Annotated in this window: 16 protein-coding genes and 1 riboswitch; of the genes, 8 read left to right on the top strand and 8 right to left on the bottom strand. The window is 62.1% G+C overall.

Annotation, left to right across the window (positions count from 1 at the left end):
- Nucleotides 1-127: 127 nt before the first annotated feature.
- Nucleotides 128-343 (bottom strand): BldC family transcriptional regulator, encoded by a 216-nt coding sequence (locus tag RWT78_RS13175; protein WP_003945782.1) that lies wholly within the window; start codon nt 341-343, stop codon nt 128-130.
- A gap of 111 nt (nt 344-454) precedes the next feature.
- On the opposite strand from RWT78_RS13175, the gene RWT78_RS13170 reads away from it, so the two are divergent.
- Nucleotides 455-862, top strand: a complete 408-nt coding sequence (locus RWT78_RS13170; RefSeq protein ID WP_003945735.1) for a RidA family protein — start codon at nt 455-457, stop codon at nt 860-862.
- A 22-nt stretch (nt 863-884) separates the two neighbouring features.
- On the opposite strand, the gene RWT78_RS13165 is transcribed toward RWT78_RS13170, so the two are convergent.
- A complete protein-coding gene (locus RWT78_RS13165) occupies nt 885-1,154 on the bottom strand; it encodes a DUF4235 domain-containing protein (RefSeq protein WP_003945929.1) in 270 nt (89 codons plus the stop codon).
- 187 nt (nt 1,155-1,341) lie between these two features.
- Here RWT78_RS13165 and RWT78_RS13160 point away from each other — a divergent pair, with 187 nt between their 5' ends.
- On the top strand, nt 1,342-1,557 hold the full coding sequence (locus tag RWT78_RS13160; RefSeq protein ID WP_019747225.1) for a hypothetical protein: 216 nt from the start codon (nt 1,342-1,344) through the stop codon (nt 1,555-1,557).
- A 7-nt stretch (nt 1,558-1,564) separates the two neighbouring features.
- Here the strand turns inward: RWT78_RS13160 and RWT78_RS13155 are convergent, their stop codons facing one another.
- The 4 genes from RWT78_RS13155 to RWT78_RS13140 all read right to left on the bottom strand — a co-directional run bounded on the left by RWT78_RS13155 (nt 1,565) and on the right by RWT78_RS13140 (nt 4,120).
- Nucleotides 1,565-2,722, bottom strand: coding sequence for an AI-2E family transporter (locus RWT78_RS13155; RefSeq protein ID WP_042453495.1), 1,158 nt, complete (start codon nt 2,720-2,722; stop codon nt 1,565-1,567).
- Nucleotides 2,723-2,786: 64 nt separating this feature from the next.
- Nucleotides 2,787-3,263 (bottom strand): hypothetical protein, encoded by a 477-nt coding sequence (locus RWT78_RS13150; RefSeq protein WP_003945539.1) that lies wholly within the window; start codon nt 3,261-3,263, stop codon nt 2,787-2,789.
- A 135-nt stretch (nt 3,264-3,398) separates the two neighbouring features.
- Nucleotides 3,399-3,554 carry a DUF6131 family protein gene (locus RWT78_RS13145; protein ID WP_003945564.1) on the bottom strand — a complete coding sequence of 52 codons (156 nt, stop codon included), beginning with the start codon at nt 3,552-3,554 and terminating at the stop codon, nt 3,399-3,401.
- A gap of 164 nt (nt 3,555-3,718) precedes the next feature.
- Nucleotides 3,719-4,120, bottom strand: coding sequence for a nuclear transport factor 2 family protein (locus tag RWT78_RS13140; protein WP_314676072.1), 402 nt, complete (start codon nt 4,118-4,120; stop codon nt 3,719-3,721).
- Nucleotides 4,121-4,221: 101 nt separating this feature from the next.
- Between RWT78_RS13140 and RWT78_RS13135 the strand changes: the two genes are divergently transcribed.
- The gene (locus RWT78_RS13135; protein ID WP_314676070.1) at nt 4,222-5,577 is read left to right on the top strand and encodes a DUF1254 domain-containing protein; all 1,356 of its coding nucleotides are present in this window, start codon (nt 4,222-4,224) and stop codon (nt 5,575-5,577) included.
- 50 nt (nt 5,578-5,627) lie between these two features.
- On the opposite strand, the gene RWT78_RS13130 is transcribed toward RWT78_RS13135, so the two are convergent.
- The gene (locus RWT78_RS13130; RefSeq protein ID WP_003945545.1) at nt 5,628-6,419 is read right to left on the bottom strand and encodes an SDR family NAD(P)-dependent oxidoreductase; all 792 of its coding nucleotides are present in this window, start codon (nt 6,417-6,419) and stop codon (nt 5,628-5,630) included.
- 166 nt (nt 6,420-6,585) lie between these two features.
- A complete protein-coding gene (locus RWT78_RS13125) occupies nt 6,586-6,744 on the bottom strand; it encodes a hypothetical protein (RefSeq protein ID WP_155419158.1) in 159 nt (52 codons plus the stop codon).
- A 156-nt stretch (nt 6,745-6,900) separates the two neighbouring features.
- On the opposite strand from RWT78_RS13125, the gene RWT78_RS13120 reads away from it, so the two are divergent.
- The 5 genes from RWT78_RS13120 (at nt 6,901) to RWT78_RS13100 (ending at nt 11,612) form a co-directional block, all read left to right on the top strand.
- Nucleotides 6,901-7,758, top strand: a complete 858-nt coding sequence (locus tag RWT78_RS13120; protein WP_003945614.1) for a siderophore-interacting protein — start codon at nt 6,901-6,903, stop codon at nt 7,756-7,758.
- Between the two features lie 41 nt (nt 7,759-7,799).
- Nucleotides 7,800-7,981, top strand: a riboswitch (cobalamin riboswitch).
- A 57-nt stretch (nt 7,982-8,038) separates the two neighbouring features.
- The gene (locus RWT78_RS13115; RefSeq protein ID WP_058228140.1) at nt 8,039-9,052 is read left to right on the top strand and encodes an ABC transporter substrate-binding protein; all 1,014 of its coding nucleotides are present in this window, start codon (nt 8,039-8,041) and stop codon (nt 9,050-9,052) included.
- Complete coding sequence (locus tag RWT78_RS13110) at nt 9,053-9,805, top strand: class I SAM-dependent methyltransferase (protein ID WP_314676065.1); 753 nt, start codon at nt 9,053-9,055, stop codon at nt 9,803-9,805.
- Complete coding sequence (locus tag RWT78_RS13105; RefSeq protein WP_314676063.1) at nt 9,802-10,842, top strand: iron chelate uptake ABC transporter family permease subunit; 1,041 nt, start codon at nt 9,802-9,804, stop codon at nt 10,840-10,842. Before RWT78_RS13110 ends, RWT78_RS13105 begins: the two co-directional genes overlap by 4 nt.
- Nucleotides 10,839-11,612 (top strand): ABC transporter ATP-binding protein, encoded by a 774-nt coding sequence (locus RWT78_RS13100; RefSeq protein ID WP_116057144.1) that lies wholly within the window; start codon nt 10,839-10,841, stop codon nt 11,610-11,612. Before RWT78_RS13105 ends, RWT78_RS13100 begins: the two co-directional genes overlap by 4 nt.
- The last annotated feature ends 1 nt before the right edge of the window (nt 11,613 follow it).

Genomic DNA, 11,613 nt, shown 5'->3' with positions numbered 1-11,613 from the left:
CTGCGGCGGCGGCGGACAAGGCGACGCACTCATCGTCCGCGTCCCCAAGGCCTGATTACTTCCTGCTGACCAGACAGGTCGCCGAGCCCTCATCATGCTCGGCGACCTGTCTGTTTCGTGCCGGAGGTTATTGGTGATCGAGCGTCGTCGAGCGGTTACGCAGCAACGTCTCGATCTCCGATCGCCGGTACCTCCGATGCCCGCCAAGCGTTCTCAGAGTGCCGACTTTGCCCTCCCTCGCCCATCTGGACACCGTGGTCCTGTCGACGTGGAACAGTGCTGCAACCTGTTTGGTCGTCAGCCACTCGTCGACAGGTGCTGTGTGCTCTTCTTCTCGGCTCATTGGCAGTCATTCGTAGCTGCCGACTGAATGGATGGGTCCGACGATGAATTGGCAACCCCTGGCGTGCTGTGAAAGACTCGCTGCAAAACTTTACTATTCCTTGGGGAAATAATGTCGAAGTCGGTAACTCTGATCCGTTCCACGTCACTCTCTTCGGTGGCTGAATATGCCTATGCAGCAACGGCTCCCGCCGAGGCCCGACTGATCTTCCTGGCCGGATCTTGTCCTCTGAACGCGGACGGCTCTACTGCCGCCATCGGCGACTACGCAGGACAGGCAGCCAAGGCCGTCGACAACCTGAGAACAGCTCTCTCGGACGCGGGCGCGTCCATCACCGACGTGATCAACACCCGCGTTCTGGTGGCGTCGAGCAATCAAGCCGACCTGGTTGCGGCGTGGGAGGTAGTCCGCGACGCGTTCGGTGATCACGACGCCCCGAGCACTCTGATGGGTGTGACCGTTCTCGGTTACGACGATCAACTGGTCGAGATCGAGGCAATCGCGGCCGTCGTCGACTGAACTCGAACCGAACCGGGCGTTCCTACCGAGGATCTTCATGAGCAAGGGCCCGGTAGCCCTTTGCCCCCGCACGATCCACTGCGGCTCGCACAACAGCGAAGATGGCTCCCTGCAGGGCTGCGGCGATCAGGACTTCCTTGCTCGACCTGCTCAAGTCTTTGGGCTCGGGCGCATTCTTGTCGTCACCGATGCGCTTCCACACCTGCTGGAAGACAGCGCCGGCCAAGATGCCGCCCAGGACGCTGGTCGCCAGTGAGAGTGGCTTGTACATCGCTTTCGATACTGCGCTCATTGCGCGGATCCTCCGTGGTTCGATACGTACCGCCTGAGCGGCTGACCGACTCTCACTACCCAGCAGGCGAGGTATCGAAACATTGCACCGGCGGGGCACGAAGACGACTGTCGCACGTTGTGTTCCACGGGTTTGCCACTTCTCGAGCCGGGTAGGATCGTCTTAGCGAAAGAAGGTTGTGTAAGTCATGGAAAACTACAGAATCGAACTACCGGACGGTACAACGGTGATGGAAGATTTCGTCTCGGATCGCGCCGCAATCGCATACGCGGTCGATCTGAATCACGGTTGTAGCGAGAAAGTCTCGGTATTCCGTATCACCGACGAAGGGGAAACGATCCCGACTCGGATGTGCCCCAAGCCGAATCCTGGTTCTCGGCGTCGCGCGCGAAGCGTCCGATAGAAGCCGGTCAAGAAGCGTCGAGGCGCGGGAAGAGCGTCTCCCTTGCAAGCAGCAGCAAGGCCGCAGCGACCGGAATCGCCAGCAACGCACCGACAATACCGAGCAACGCTCCGCCCAACAGGACCGCGACCACAGTCACCAACGCCGGGACCGCTACCGTCTTCCCGATGATCTTCGGAACGAGCAGGTAGTCCTCGAGCAGACGTAACGCGATGAAGAATGCAACTGTCGCCAATGCCGTTGGGACAGAGACTGTCAAGGAGACCAGGGCGACGACAACCCCTGCGATCGTGGAACCGACTATCGGGATCAGATCGAGCAGAGCGACCAGCAGCGCCAGGATCAACGGATACGGCACGTCGAAGATCAACAACCACGCGAAGGTGCACACTGCGGTGATCACGGAGATCAGAACATTGCCGAGGACGTATCCACCCACACCTGCCAGTATCTGATCACCGATGGCGATTGCTCGTGGCCGCCGCGAATGTGGCACCAGCCGATACAGATTCGTGCGGATTCGTGGGTAGTCGATCAAGAAGTACGTCGTCAGTACAGCAACGATTCCAGCGTCGGCGACTGCGCTGAACACCGCCCGCCCCGCTCCGAGCAAACCCGTCGCGAGCGCAGACCCCGAACCGTCCAGTTGGGTGGTGAGGTGCTCCTCGAGGTGATACTTCTCGTCGAGGTCGCTGACGATCGGATACCGGTCACGAATGTGTGTCAGAAGTTCGGGAGCGTGTGATGCGAACTGACGTCCCTGCTCGACCAGCGGAGTGATCGCAGCAACGAGAAACAGCGCGAGCATCACCGCAATTCCGAGGAGTACCACGGTGACCGCGATCCAGCGCCGGAAATGTCTCCGCTCCAGCCAGACGATCATCGGTTCGATGCCCACCGCGAGAAACAGCGCGACCACGATCAGGATCAGCATGCCTCGCGCCGCCAGGAGCACTTCGATCACCGCGTACGTCACGGCAACACCGGCCGCCGCGCTCAGACCGATGAAGAACGGTGAACGACGATCGAACCTCGGCCCCGGTTCGCCCAGCGGCCGGACGGGAGTCGCCAATGCTGCGGCTTCACGTTCGGCTTCCGCCATCGGATCTGCAGCTTTGACTTCACTGTCGGAATCCGGTGAGGTGTCCGCGGAACTGGGATCCATTCAAGCCACCTCACGATCCGCGCGACTTCCCGGCACGGGAGTGAGTACCCGTGCCGTGGCCGGATCAACCTCGAGGCTTCTCCGCTCCGCTTCGTGTCAGCGCGAGACCGGTTCCTACCACTCCGATGATCGACACAGCGATGGCGATGCTGGGCCAACCGTCGCTCTGCCAGTAGACGTCGTCGAGAGTGATCAGTAACGCAGCCTCGTCGACGATGAGCCCGAGTGCGATGCCCAACGCGATGCCCATCCATGTTCTTGCGCGAGGGCTTCGGTCTACGAGTCCGAAGATCGCCACCCCGGCCAACAGCAGAATTCCCCATAAATAGTGATGCAGATGAGTGCCACCGGCGCTGATGTCGCCGACGTCCCTGGTGTCGATCTGGATCAACCACGTCACCAGACGTGCTCCGCCGAACGTCAACGTGAAGGCCACCCACGCCAACACCAAACCGCGGCGCGATTCGTCAACCTGATTCCATCTGCGAGGGAATCTGAATCGCTCGGCAGATTTCTCTTCGTCATGGTCTCGAGAAAGCATCCTTCATGTTTACCCGATGCCGCTCAGATCGATAATTTGGGGTAGAGAGACCGAAAACTAGTTGGAGCACAAAAAGCGGTACCCGATCTCCGAAGAGATCGGGTACCGCCTTCTCAGCTACTCGCGCAGTAGTGATCAATACCAGACTTTTCGTCCGCCCACTGCGCGCCCGGTAGCACCGAGGATGGACAAAACTGCACCTACGACGACCAAGATGATGCCGACGGTGGTCAGAATGCTCAACCCCGTGAAAAAGCCGATCAACGCCAGAATAATGCCGAGAACAATCATGTGAGAACCTCATCCGGTATGCGTATCAAAATGATCTACTCAACTGACGCTACTACAGAAACTTCACAATCGATAAATCCGATAAATACATTCATAAATGCGAAACTCGTATTACTACCCAATAGCGCCTCCGTTAAAACATCAGCCTTTCTCTTATCTCTACGTCATAGTTCCACGTCCTCGATCTTCGCCTCGACCGCCGGCGTGATGTGGCTCAACACGCAGCGCCAACGACCGTCTCGCCGCGCGAACACGTCGGTGGTCCACTCGTCGGCGTCGTATTGTCTGCCGCCGTAGTGCGCGGTATTGACGATCCGCGTAGTGAACAGTGCGACGTCACCGAAGAAACGCACGCGAGCGCTCCCGACGTGGTCCATCGCCGAATGAGTCAGGTCGCCCGAGGCCACGAAGCCCAGGAACTCCGCTTTGGTCGACACTCCGGATTCCGAGACGATCACCCAGTCGTCTGCCATGAAATCGCCGATCCGTTCGGCGTCGTTCGAGCACATCGCGACGTTCCACTCGTCTGCGACAGCGACCAATGCCGCACTCTCCTGATCCGACATGTCTTCTCCCTCTACCGTCGTCACCCTCGGCGGGTGATGCCCCGACGGCAGGGTTCCCGCAGGGTGGACTTCGAACCGACGTGCACGACGAGAGGGCAGAGATGACAGACACCAGTCGCACCGAGCTTGCAGCTCAGGCGTATATCTACGGATTTCCCCTCGTTTTCAATCTCGACCAGGTCCATCGGTATGTTCACAACGGTGTCGGAGCGAACCCCGCCGCACCTTTCAACACCTTCAGCCACGCCCGCACACTGGCCGGGCCGGCAGACACTTTCGTCACGATCAACAACGACACCGTGTATTCCATGGCGCAGATCGATCTCTCTGTCGGCCCCGTTTCGCTGCACGTCCCCGATACCGATGGCCGTTACTACGTCCTCCAGTTCGTGGACGCCTGGACAAATAATTTCGCTTACGTCGGGCATCGGGCCACCGGCACGAAGAGCGGAGACTTCCTTCTCGTCCCACCCACCTGGACGGGAACCCCGGCGGACCAGACCACGGTGATCAGATTTCCCACGAACATTGCGTCGATCGTGGGCCGGTGGGCATGCGGTGGCGACGACGACCTCCCTGCGGTGCACGCCTTGCAGGACGCCACCACGCTGACCGTCGTCGACTCCACCGGAAACTCGGCGGGTCTCCCAGTGCCCGAACCCGGGGTAAGCCAGGACCTCCTGTTCCTCGAGAAACTCCGCATCTGGTCACAGGCGTTTCCGCCGGCCCCACGCGATCGAGAACTCCAGGATTCCTTCTCCCCGATCGGAATCGACGAGCCCGGGGCCTCTCCCTATAGCTCACACTCTGCCGCTTCACTCTCTGCCGACGAGGCAGCCGCGTTGGCTGACGGATTGACGATCGGTGAGAAGAACCTGCTCGAGGCCCTCACGAAAGGCTCCAGCCCCGAAGTCAACGGATGGAAGCTCACATTCCACGCCTTCGACTACAACCTCGACTACTTCGAGGTCGGCACAATCGACGATTCACAATTCAAGATCGCCGATCCCAAGTTGCGCATCGTCGAACGCGCCGCGGCTGCCAAGGGCGGGCTGTGGGGCAACCACCCTTACGAAGCGGCGTACATCATGACCTACGTCGACGATCAGGGCGAGCAGTTGAACGGAACCCACACCTACACAATAAGACTCGACCCCACTCCGCCGGTGAGCGCCTTCTGGTCGCTGACGATGTACTCGGTGCCGGACTTCTTCCTCGTGGCGAACCCCGTCGACCGATACTCGATCGGCGACCGCACTCCAGGAATCGTCCACGACGCCGACGGTGCGTTGACGATCACGATCAGCCACGAGGAGCCGAAAGACCCCACGGCGAAGGCAAACTGGCTGCCCGCACCGCGCGGGGATTTCCGACCGGTACTGAGAATGTACGAACCTTCGCCCGCCGTGCTCGATCAGTCCTACGTCGTCCCCGCCATCACTCGCTCGCGAGAATGACGGCTCGCGTCTGACGGCCTGCCTGTGCGGGCCGTCAGACGGACGCAGAATCAGGCGTGCGTGCCGCCGTCGATCCGGATCTCCGTGCCCGTGATGAAGGCACCATCGTCGGATGCCAACATCGCGATAACTCCCGCAACACTTTCCGGCCCGGCCATGGGGGCACCACCGGACTCCAGATCAGTGCTCAGAATCGGTGACAACTTGCCGAAGAGCGACCAGTCGGTGTCTTCCGGCAAGTACGACGCCGTAGTGTCGGTGATCCCGCTCTTCACACTGCCTGGAGCCACCGCGACGGCACGCAGACCCTGCTTGCCGTATTCGAGAGCCAGTGCGTGAGTGAAGGACTGGATTCCTCCCTTACTTGCGGCATACGCGGCCATGTACGGGTGCGCGAAGGCCGCGGAGGTGGAACTGAAATTCACCACGACTGCGTTGGCGGTGGCGAGGAGAGCCGGCAGTGCCTGGCGGGTGACGAGGAAAGTGCCCGTCAAATTCACGGAGAGCACCTGATTCCACAGGTCCAGCGAGGTCTCGTGGGTGTGCCCACCACGCAGTATCCCGGCGGCGTTGACCAGTACGTCCAATCCCCCGAGAGTCGAAATCGCCTGACCCACAACCTTGATGACGGAACTCTCGTCACCGATATCGACGACGAGGGTGTCGAGGCGATCCTCCGTCGAAGCATGTTCTGCCGATTTCCGGGTGTTCGCCAAACCCTGCTCGGAGATGTCTGCAGCGACCACGCGGCCACCTTCGGCGAGCAACCGCAGCGCGGTGGCCTGCCCGATTCCAGATCCTGCGCCGGTGACGAGAATACGACGACCTTCGAAACGATTCATTGCTGTGTACCTTTCACGAAAACGAGTTGGCTGGCATTCCAGGCTCGGTGGCGCCGACACTCACAACTCACCCGCGAGAAACTTCAGGTACGGGAAATGCGCAGCACTGCAACAGGTGTGGCACTGCGAAATCTCGGCGAGGCAATGCTCGCCGAAGTGGCGAATGTCAGACGGATCCGGCCGGTGCGGCCAAGGCTCTTTCGATCCAGACAAGACCGGACGGGCGGCGGTCGATCGCCTTACGCCCACGTCGGAAAGTCGCTACGCCGAATCGGGCCGTGCGCAGTGCACGGCCGGAAGCGAGAGAACAGCGGCGTATGGACATCACAGGCACGGTAGCAGCGCCGGCACCACTCGCTCAACCGCGTCGTTTCGAGACCCGAATCATTCAGGTAATCAGATGTCACTTCTGGACAACTCGCTCGACTTAGGCGGCACTAACCTGGCGGCATCCCGAAAACCCGATCCAGGAGCACAGTCGATGACACATGCAGACGCCTCGCGCACAACAACTCCCCCGACGACCGTCCTACGGACCGCTGACCACAATCGCGGACTCAACGACGTTCTCGCGATCGTCGAAGCGATGGAGCGACCGAGCGATCACCTGCTGCGGATCACGGCTCGTTTGACGGAGTCGACCGACGATCCGACCTGGTCACGCCCGAATGTGACCGTACGCATGAATCTCGGGCCGGCCTTCGACGACGCTTCGCGCGTGTACACGGTGCGTTCCTACGATTCAGCGAGCGGATCGATCGTCGTCGATGTGGTCCTGCACGGACAGACCAGTCCGATGATGAGGTGGGCAGCAGCGTTGGCCGTCGGTGACACCTTCGGCCTCACCGGTCCGCGGCCACACTTCTTGATCCCTGATGTTCCTGGTCGACGTATCGCACTTTTTCTGGACGGCACCGCAATACCCGCGTTGCACTCGATCATCGAGCAGTTACCTACCGACGTCGTCGGAATCGGCTGGGTCACAACAGATGACGAGGTCGCCTTCGCTGAACTGCCCGCCCTCCCCGGCCTGGAGCTTCACCGCGTGAGCGCAGATCCCGCCGAGCCCGACGGCCCACTGGCGGTACGAGCACGCGAGCTCGCCAATCCCGCGAGCTACGTCGTGTGGGGCGCCGGTGAACGCAACGAGATGCGCGCAATCCGGAAGCACTTTCGATCGACCGTCGGACTCGACAAAAACGACGTCGCGATATTCGGATACTGGAAGGAGGGCGTCAGCAACACCGAAATCGACCTCCGTCGACGCGAGAACTACGAGCGCATCCTCGCCGACGGCGGAACCCTCACCGACATCGACGACCTGGCCATCGAGATCTGATTGCCTCACACCAGCCGACCTGACCGGCGGTGCACTGCGGTGATAAGTTCCTCTGTGCCAGCGGACCTCCACACAGGGGGTCAGGGAATCCGGTGTGAATCCGGAACTGACGCGCAGCGGTGAGGGTGACCGCCCGGGCTTACGCCACTGGATGAGAATCTGGGAAGGCGCTCGGGTGGGGCGATCTCGAGTCCGAATACCGGCTGGCAGCAGGGGTCAACAGGCGCCTGTTCACACGGTAACGGGCTCCGCGAACGAGCCCCTGCGAGAACGAGATTCCATGCGTCTGTCCAGACTTCGCCTACCCGCCGCCGCCGTCGCTGCCCTGTTGAGCGCGTCGTTGGTTGCCTGCTCCTCCGACGACAGTGCTGCCCGACAATCCAACTCTTCCGAACAATCGCGCGTGACAGTCCAGAACTGTGGCCGAGACGTCACGGTGGAGCGACCGATCGAACGGGCAATCGCGGTAAATCAACCTGCAGCAGAGATGCTGTTCGCGCTGGGAGTGCAGGACCGGATGGCCGGGTACGCCATGAGCGATGACGATGTCCTCCCCGAACTGCGCGAGGCGCGTGGTCAGGTCCAGGCGTTCGACACCGAGTTCCCGTCATTCGAAAGTGTCCTCGAACGCGAACCGGACATGGTCTACACGACGTTCAACTACACGTTCACCTCGGAGGGCATCGCCGACCGGATCAAGTTCACCGACCTCGGTGTCGCGACATATCAGTCACCCAGCGAGTGCACCGGTCAGGATGCCGAGCAGAGCAAGGCTCTCACGCTCGACGACTTGTACGACGAAATCGACGACGTGGCAACACTGTTCGATGTCAAGGACAAAGGTGTCGAGCTCACCGAGAGTTTGAAGGATCGCGCGGCCACCGCCACGGCGGCACTGGGAGCTGAGAACGTGACGCTGGCGTGGTGGTACGCAGCCACGAAGACTCCGTACTTCGCCGGGTGCTGCGGTGCACCGGGAATCATGACCGACGCGGTGGGTGCGAAGAACGCCTTCGACGACAACAAGCAGTACTGGCCCGAAATCGGTTGGGAGAGTGTCCTCGATCGAGACCCGACCGTGCTGGTGCTCGCAGATCTCGACCGCGGTGGAGACGGCGACAGTGCCGCAGACAAGATCGCGTTCCTCGAATCGGACCCGGTCGCCAGCAAGCTCACCGCAGTGAAGAACAAGCGTTACATCATCCTCGAGGGAACGACGATGGATCCCTCGATCCGCAATGTCGGTGGCATCGAACAGCTCTCCGACGGGCTGCGCCAGTTGGGTGTGGTCTAGATGTCCGCGCAGATCAGTGAACTGGTGCGTCGGTGGGACGACCAGCAGGCGGCATACATCGCCGACCGCGAGAAGCGCTTCGACGTGATTCTCGACGTTCTCGAATTGCAGTACGCGCACACCCCGTTCACGGTCGTCGATCTGGCCTGCGGGCCGGGTTCACTGAGCGCCCGGATTCTCGAGAAGTTCGAGCATGCGAGCGTTGTGGGGATCGATTACGACCCGATGCTGCTGGAGCTCGCCCGCCAGTCGTCGACGCGTTTCGGTGACCGACTGCAGCTGATCGACGCAGATCTGGCGGGAGCCGATTGGCCGAATTCGGTGGCTGCGCCGGTTCAGGCGATAGTGTCGACAACCGCGCTGCACTGGTTGCAACCGCAGCAGCTCGTCGAGGTGTATCGGCAGTGCCGCGAACTGCTGAGCCCTGCCGGCGTTCTGCTCAATGGTGATCACTTTCGCTTCGACGGCCGATCCCCCGTCATAAGCCGATGGGCGAACGCTCACGACGAGCAGACGCAACGCTCCGCCTTTGCTGCGGGCGCTCCCGAGTGGGACAGCTGGTGGGACGAGCTGCGGGCCACTCACGGCATCGGGGCACTGACCGACGAGCGTGAGCGTAGATTCGCCGGACGTGACGCCACCGCGCCCACAGCCGTCGACTTCCAGTTGGCGGCGCTCGCGCAAGCAGGTTTTCGGGAGTCGGGGACGGTCTGGCAACTGTTCGACGACTACGTGGTCTACGGCGTGAGATGACGACAAGAGTTCGGCTGCGTGACAACCCGACGACCGTCACCCTGCTGTGGGTGATCGGTGTTGTCACGCTGGCCGGATCAGCCGCGGTTGCCATCACGTTGGGGCCGGCCGGTCTGTCGGTCGGTGAGGTGGCTTCGATCGTCGTCGGCCATCTCGGCGGTACCGCGGCGGACGTCACCCCTATCCGTGACGGCATCGTGTGGGACCTCCGTCTGCCGCGCACCCTGCTCGCCGCGCTCTGCGGTGCCGGTCTCGGGCTGTGCGGTGCGATCATGCAATCGCTGCTTCGCAATCCGCTGGCCGATCCGTTTGTCCTCGGTATCTCGTCCGGCGCCTCGACCGGTGCCGTACTGATCGTGATCCTCGGAGTCGGGTCGGGAGTGATCGGCCTGTCGAGCGGCGCCTTCATCGGCGCGGTGATCTCCTTCGCCCTTGTGCTGCTGCTCGCCCATGCGGCCGGCGGCACGCCGGACCGGGTGATCCTGGCCGGTGTCGCCGCGACCCAACTGTTCTCCGCGCTCACCTCGTTCATCGTCATCACCTCGGCCGATCCCGAGCAGACCCGCGGCGTGATGTTCTGGCTCCTGGGCTCACTCGGCGGCGCCGACTGGCTCGACGTCGCACTCTGCGCTGCGGTGGTCGCAGTCGGCCTCGTGGTCTGTCTGACTCACTCCCGCGCACTCGACGCCTTTGCCTTCGGCGAGGACGCGGCGTCGTCGCTGGGGGTGAACGTGTGGCGGGTGCGTGTGACCCTGTTGTTGGCAACAGCCTTGATGACCGCGGTGATCGTGAGCGTCGCAGGTGCCATCGGCTTCGTGGGCCTGGTCCTCCCGCACGCGGCGCGGGCTCTCGTCGGTTCGAACCACCGCCGACTCCTGCCCGCGTCCGCACTGATCGGCTCCATCTTCCTTGTCTGGGTCGACGCTGTGGCACGCACAGCCATTGCGCCGCAGGAACTCCCGGCCGGTGTGGTGACCGCGCTGGTCGGTGTGCCTGCGTTTGCCGTCATCCTCTGGAGACGGAAGGCCACGCCATGACACTCGAAGCTACCGGCGTCAGTTGGCGGGTCGGCGGGGCGCTCATAGTCGACGACCTCGACGTCTCGCCTACAACCGGAAGTACGGTGGGGCTTCTCGGCCCCAACGGTTCGGGGAAATCGACGCTGCTGAAACTGCTTGCCGGGCACAATCGTCCGACATCCGGTGTCGTGACCCTGGACCGAACCCCGTTGTCCGACTGGAAACGCCGCGACATCGCGCGTCGGATCGCGACCGTTGATCAGCACAGCAACACCGAGATCGATCTGACGGTCGCGGAGGTAGTCGAACTCGGACGCACACCGCACCGCGGACTGTGGGGTGGGCAGTCGGATTCCGATCGCGACGCCGTCCGGGCAGCGATCGAACACACCGACCTCGCCGGCATGCTGGACCGGTCGTGGCACACCCTGTCCGGCGGGGAGCGCCAACGCGTCCAGATCGCGCGCGCCCTCGCTCAGGAACCTCACGAGTTGCTACTCGACGAGCCGACCAATCACCTGGACATCAACCATCAACTCGAATTGCTCGCGCTCGTGCGACGCCTCCCCACCACCACGATCATGGCATTGCACGATCTGAATCTGGCCGCCATGTTCTGCGATTCGATAGTGATGCTGAACCGGGGATCCATCGTTGCCCACGGAAGCCCGACCGAGGTCCTCACCGCCGACCTGATAGCCGAGGTCTACCAGGTCGACGCCGAGGTTCGCCTGGACGGTCCCGGCGGAGTACCTACCGTGCGATACCTTCCGCCCGGCTCGAACTAGA

Source organism: uncultured Rhodococcus sp., assembly GCF_963525155.1.
Taxonomy (GTDB): domain Bacteria; phylum Actinomycetota; class Actinomycetes; order Mycobacteriales; family Mycobacteriaceae; genus Rhodococcus_F; species Rhodococcus_F qingshengii.
The sequence above is the reverse complement of the archived record's forward strand: the minus strand, read 5'-3'. Positions and strand labels throughout refer to the sequence as shown.

Excerpts from the sequence above, each read along its gene's own strand:
- RWT78_RS13175 (WP_003945782.1), bottom strand. The coding sequence starts at position 343 with ATGAGCCGAGAAGAAGAGCACACAGCACCTGTCGACGAGTGGCTGACG.
- RWT78_RS13170 (WP_003945735.1), top strand. The coding sequence starts at position 455 with ATGTCGAAGTCGGTAACTCTGATCCGTTCCACGTCACTCTCTTCGGTG.
- RWT78_RS13165 (WP_003945929.1), bottom strand. The coding sequence starts at position 1,154 with ATGAGCGCAGTATCGAAAGCGATGTACAAGCCACTCTCACTGGCGACC.
- RWT78_RS13160 (WP_019747225.1), top strand. The coding sequence starts at position 1,342 with ATGGAAAACTACAGAATCGAACTACCGGACGGTACAACGGTGATGGAA.
- RWT78_RS13155 (WP_042453495.1), bottom strand. The coding sequence starts at position 2,722 with ATGGATCCCAGTTCCGCGGACACCTCACCGGATTCCGACAGTGAAGTC.
- RWT78_RS13150 (WP_003945539.1), bottom strand. The coding sequence starts at position 3,263 with ATGCTTTCTCGAGACCATGACGAAGAGAAATCTGCCGAGCGATTCAGA.
- RWT78_RS13145 (WP_003945564.1), bottom strand. The coding sequence starts at position 3,554 with ATGATTGTTCTCGGCATTATTCTGGCGTTGATCGGCTTTTTCACGGGG.
- RWT78_RS13140 (WP_314676072.1), bottom strand. The coding sequence starts at position 4,120 with ATGTCGGATCAGGAGAGTGCGGCATTGGTCGCTGTCGCAGACGAGTGG.
- RWT78_RS13135 (WP_314676070.1), top strand. The coding sequence starts at position 4,222 with ATGACAGACACCAGTCGCACCGAGCTTGCAGCTCAGGCGTATATCTAC.
- RWT78_RS13130 (WP_003945545.1), bottom strand. The coding sequence starts at position 6,419 with ATGAATCGTTTCGAAGGTCGTCGTATTCTCGTCACCGGCGCAGGATCT.
- RWT78_RS13125 (WP_155419158.1), bottom strand. The coding sequence starts at position 6,744 with ATGTCCATACGCCGCTGTTCTCTCGCTTCCGGCCGTGCACTGCGCACG.
- RWT78_RS13120 (WP_003945614.1), top strand. The coding sequence starts at position 6,901 with ATGACACATGCAGACGCCTCGCGCACAACAACTCCCCCGACGACCGTC.
- RWT78_RS13115 (WP_058228140.1), top strand. The coding sequence starts at position 8,039 with ATGCGTCTGTCCAGACTTCGCCTACCCGCCGCCGCCGTCGCTGCCCTG.
- RWT78_RS13110 (WP_314676065.1), top strand. The coding sequence starts at position 9,053 with ATGTCCGCGCAGATCAGTGAACTGGTGCGTCGGTGGGACGACCAGCAG.
- RWT78_RS13105 (WP_314676063.1), top strand. The coding sequence starts at position 9,802 with ATGACGACAAGAGTTCGGCTGCGTGACAACCCGACGACCGTCACCCTG.
- RWT78_RS13100 (WP_116057144.1), top strand. The coding sequence starts at position 10,839 with ATGACACTCGAAGCTACCGGCGTCAGTTGGCGGGTCGGCGGGGCGCTC.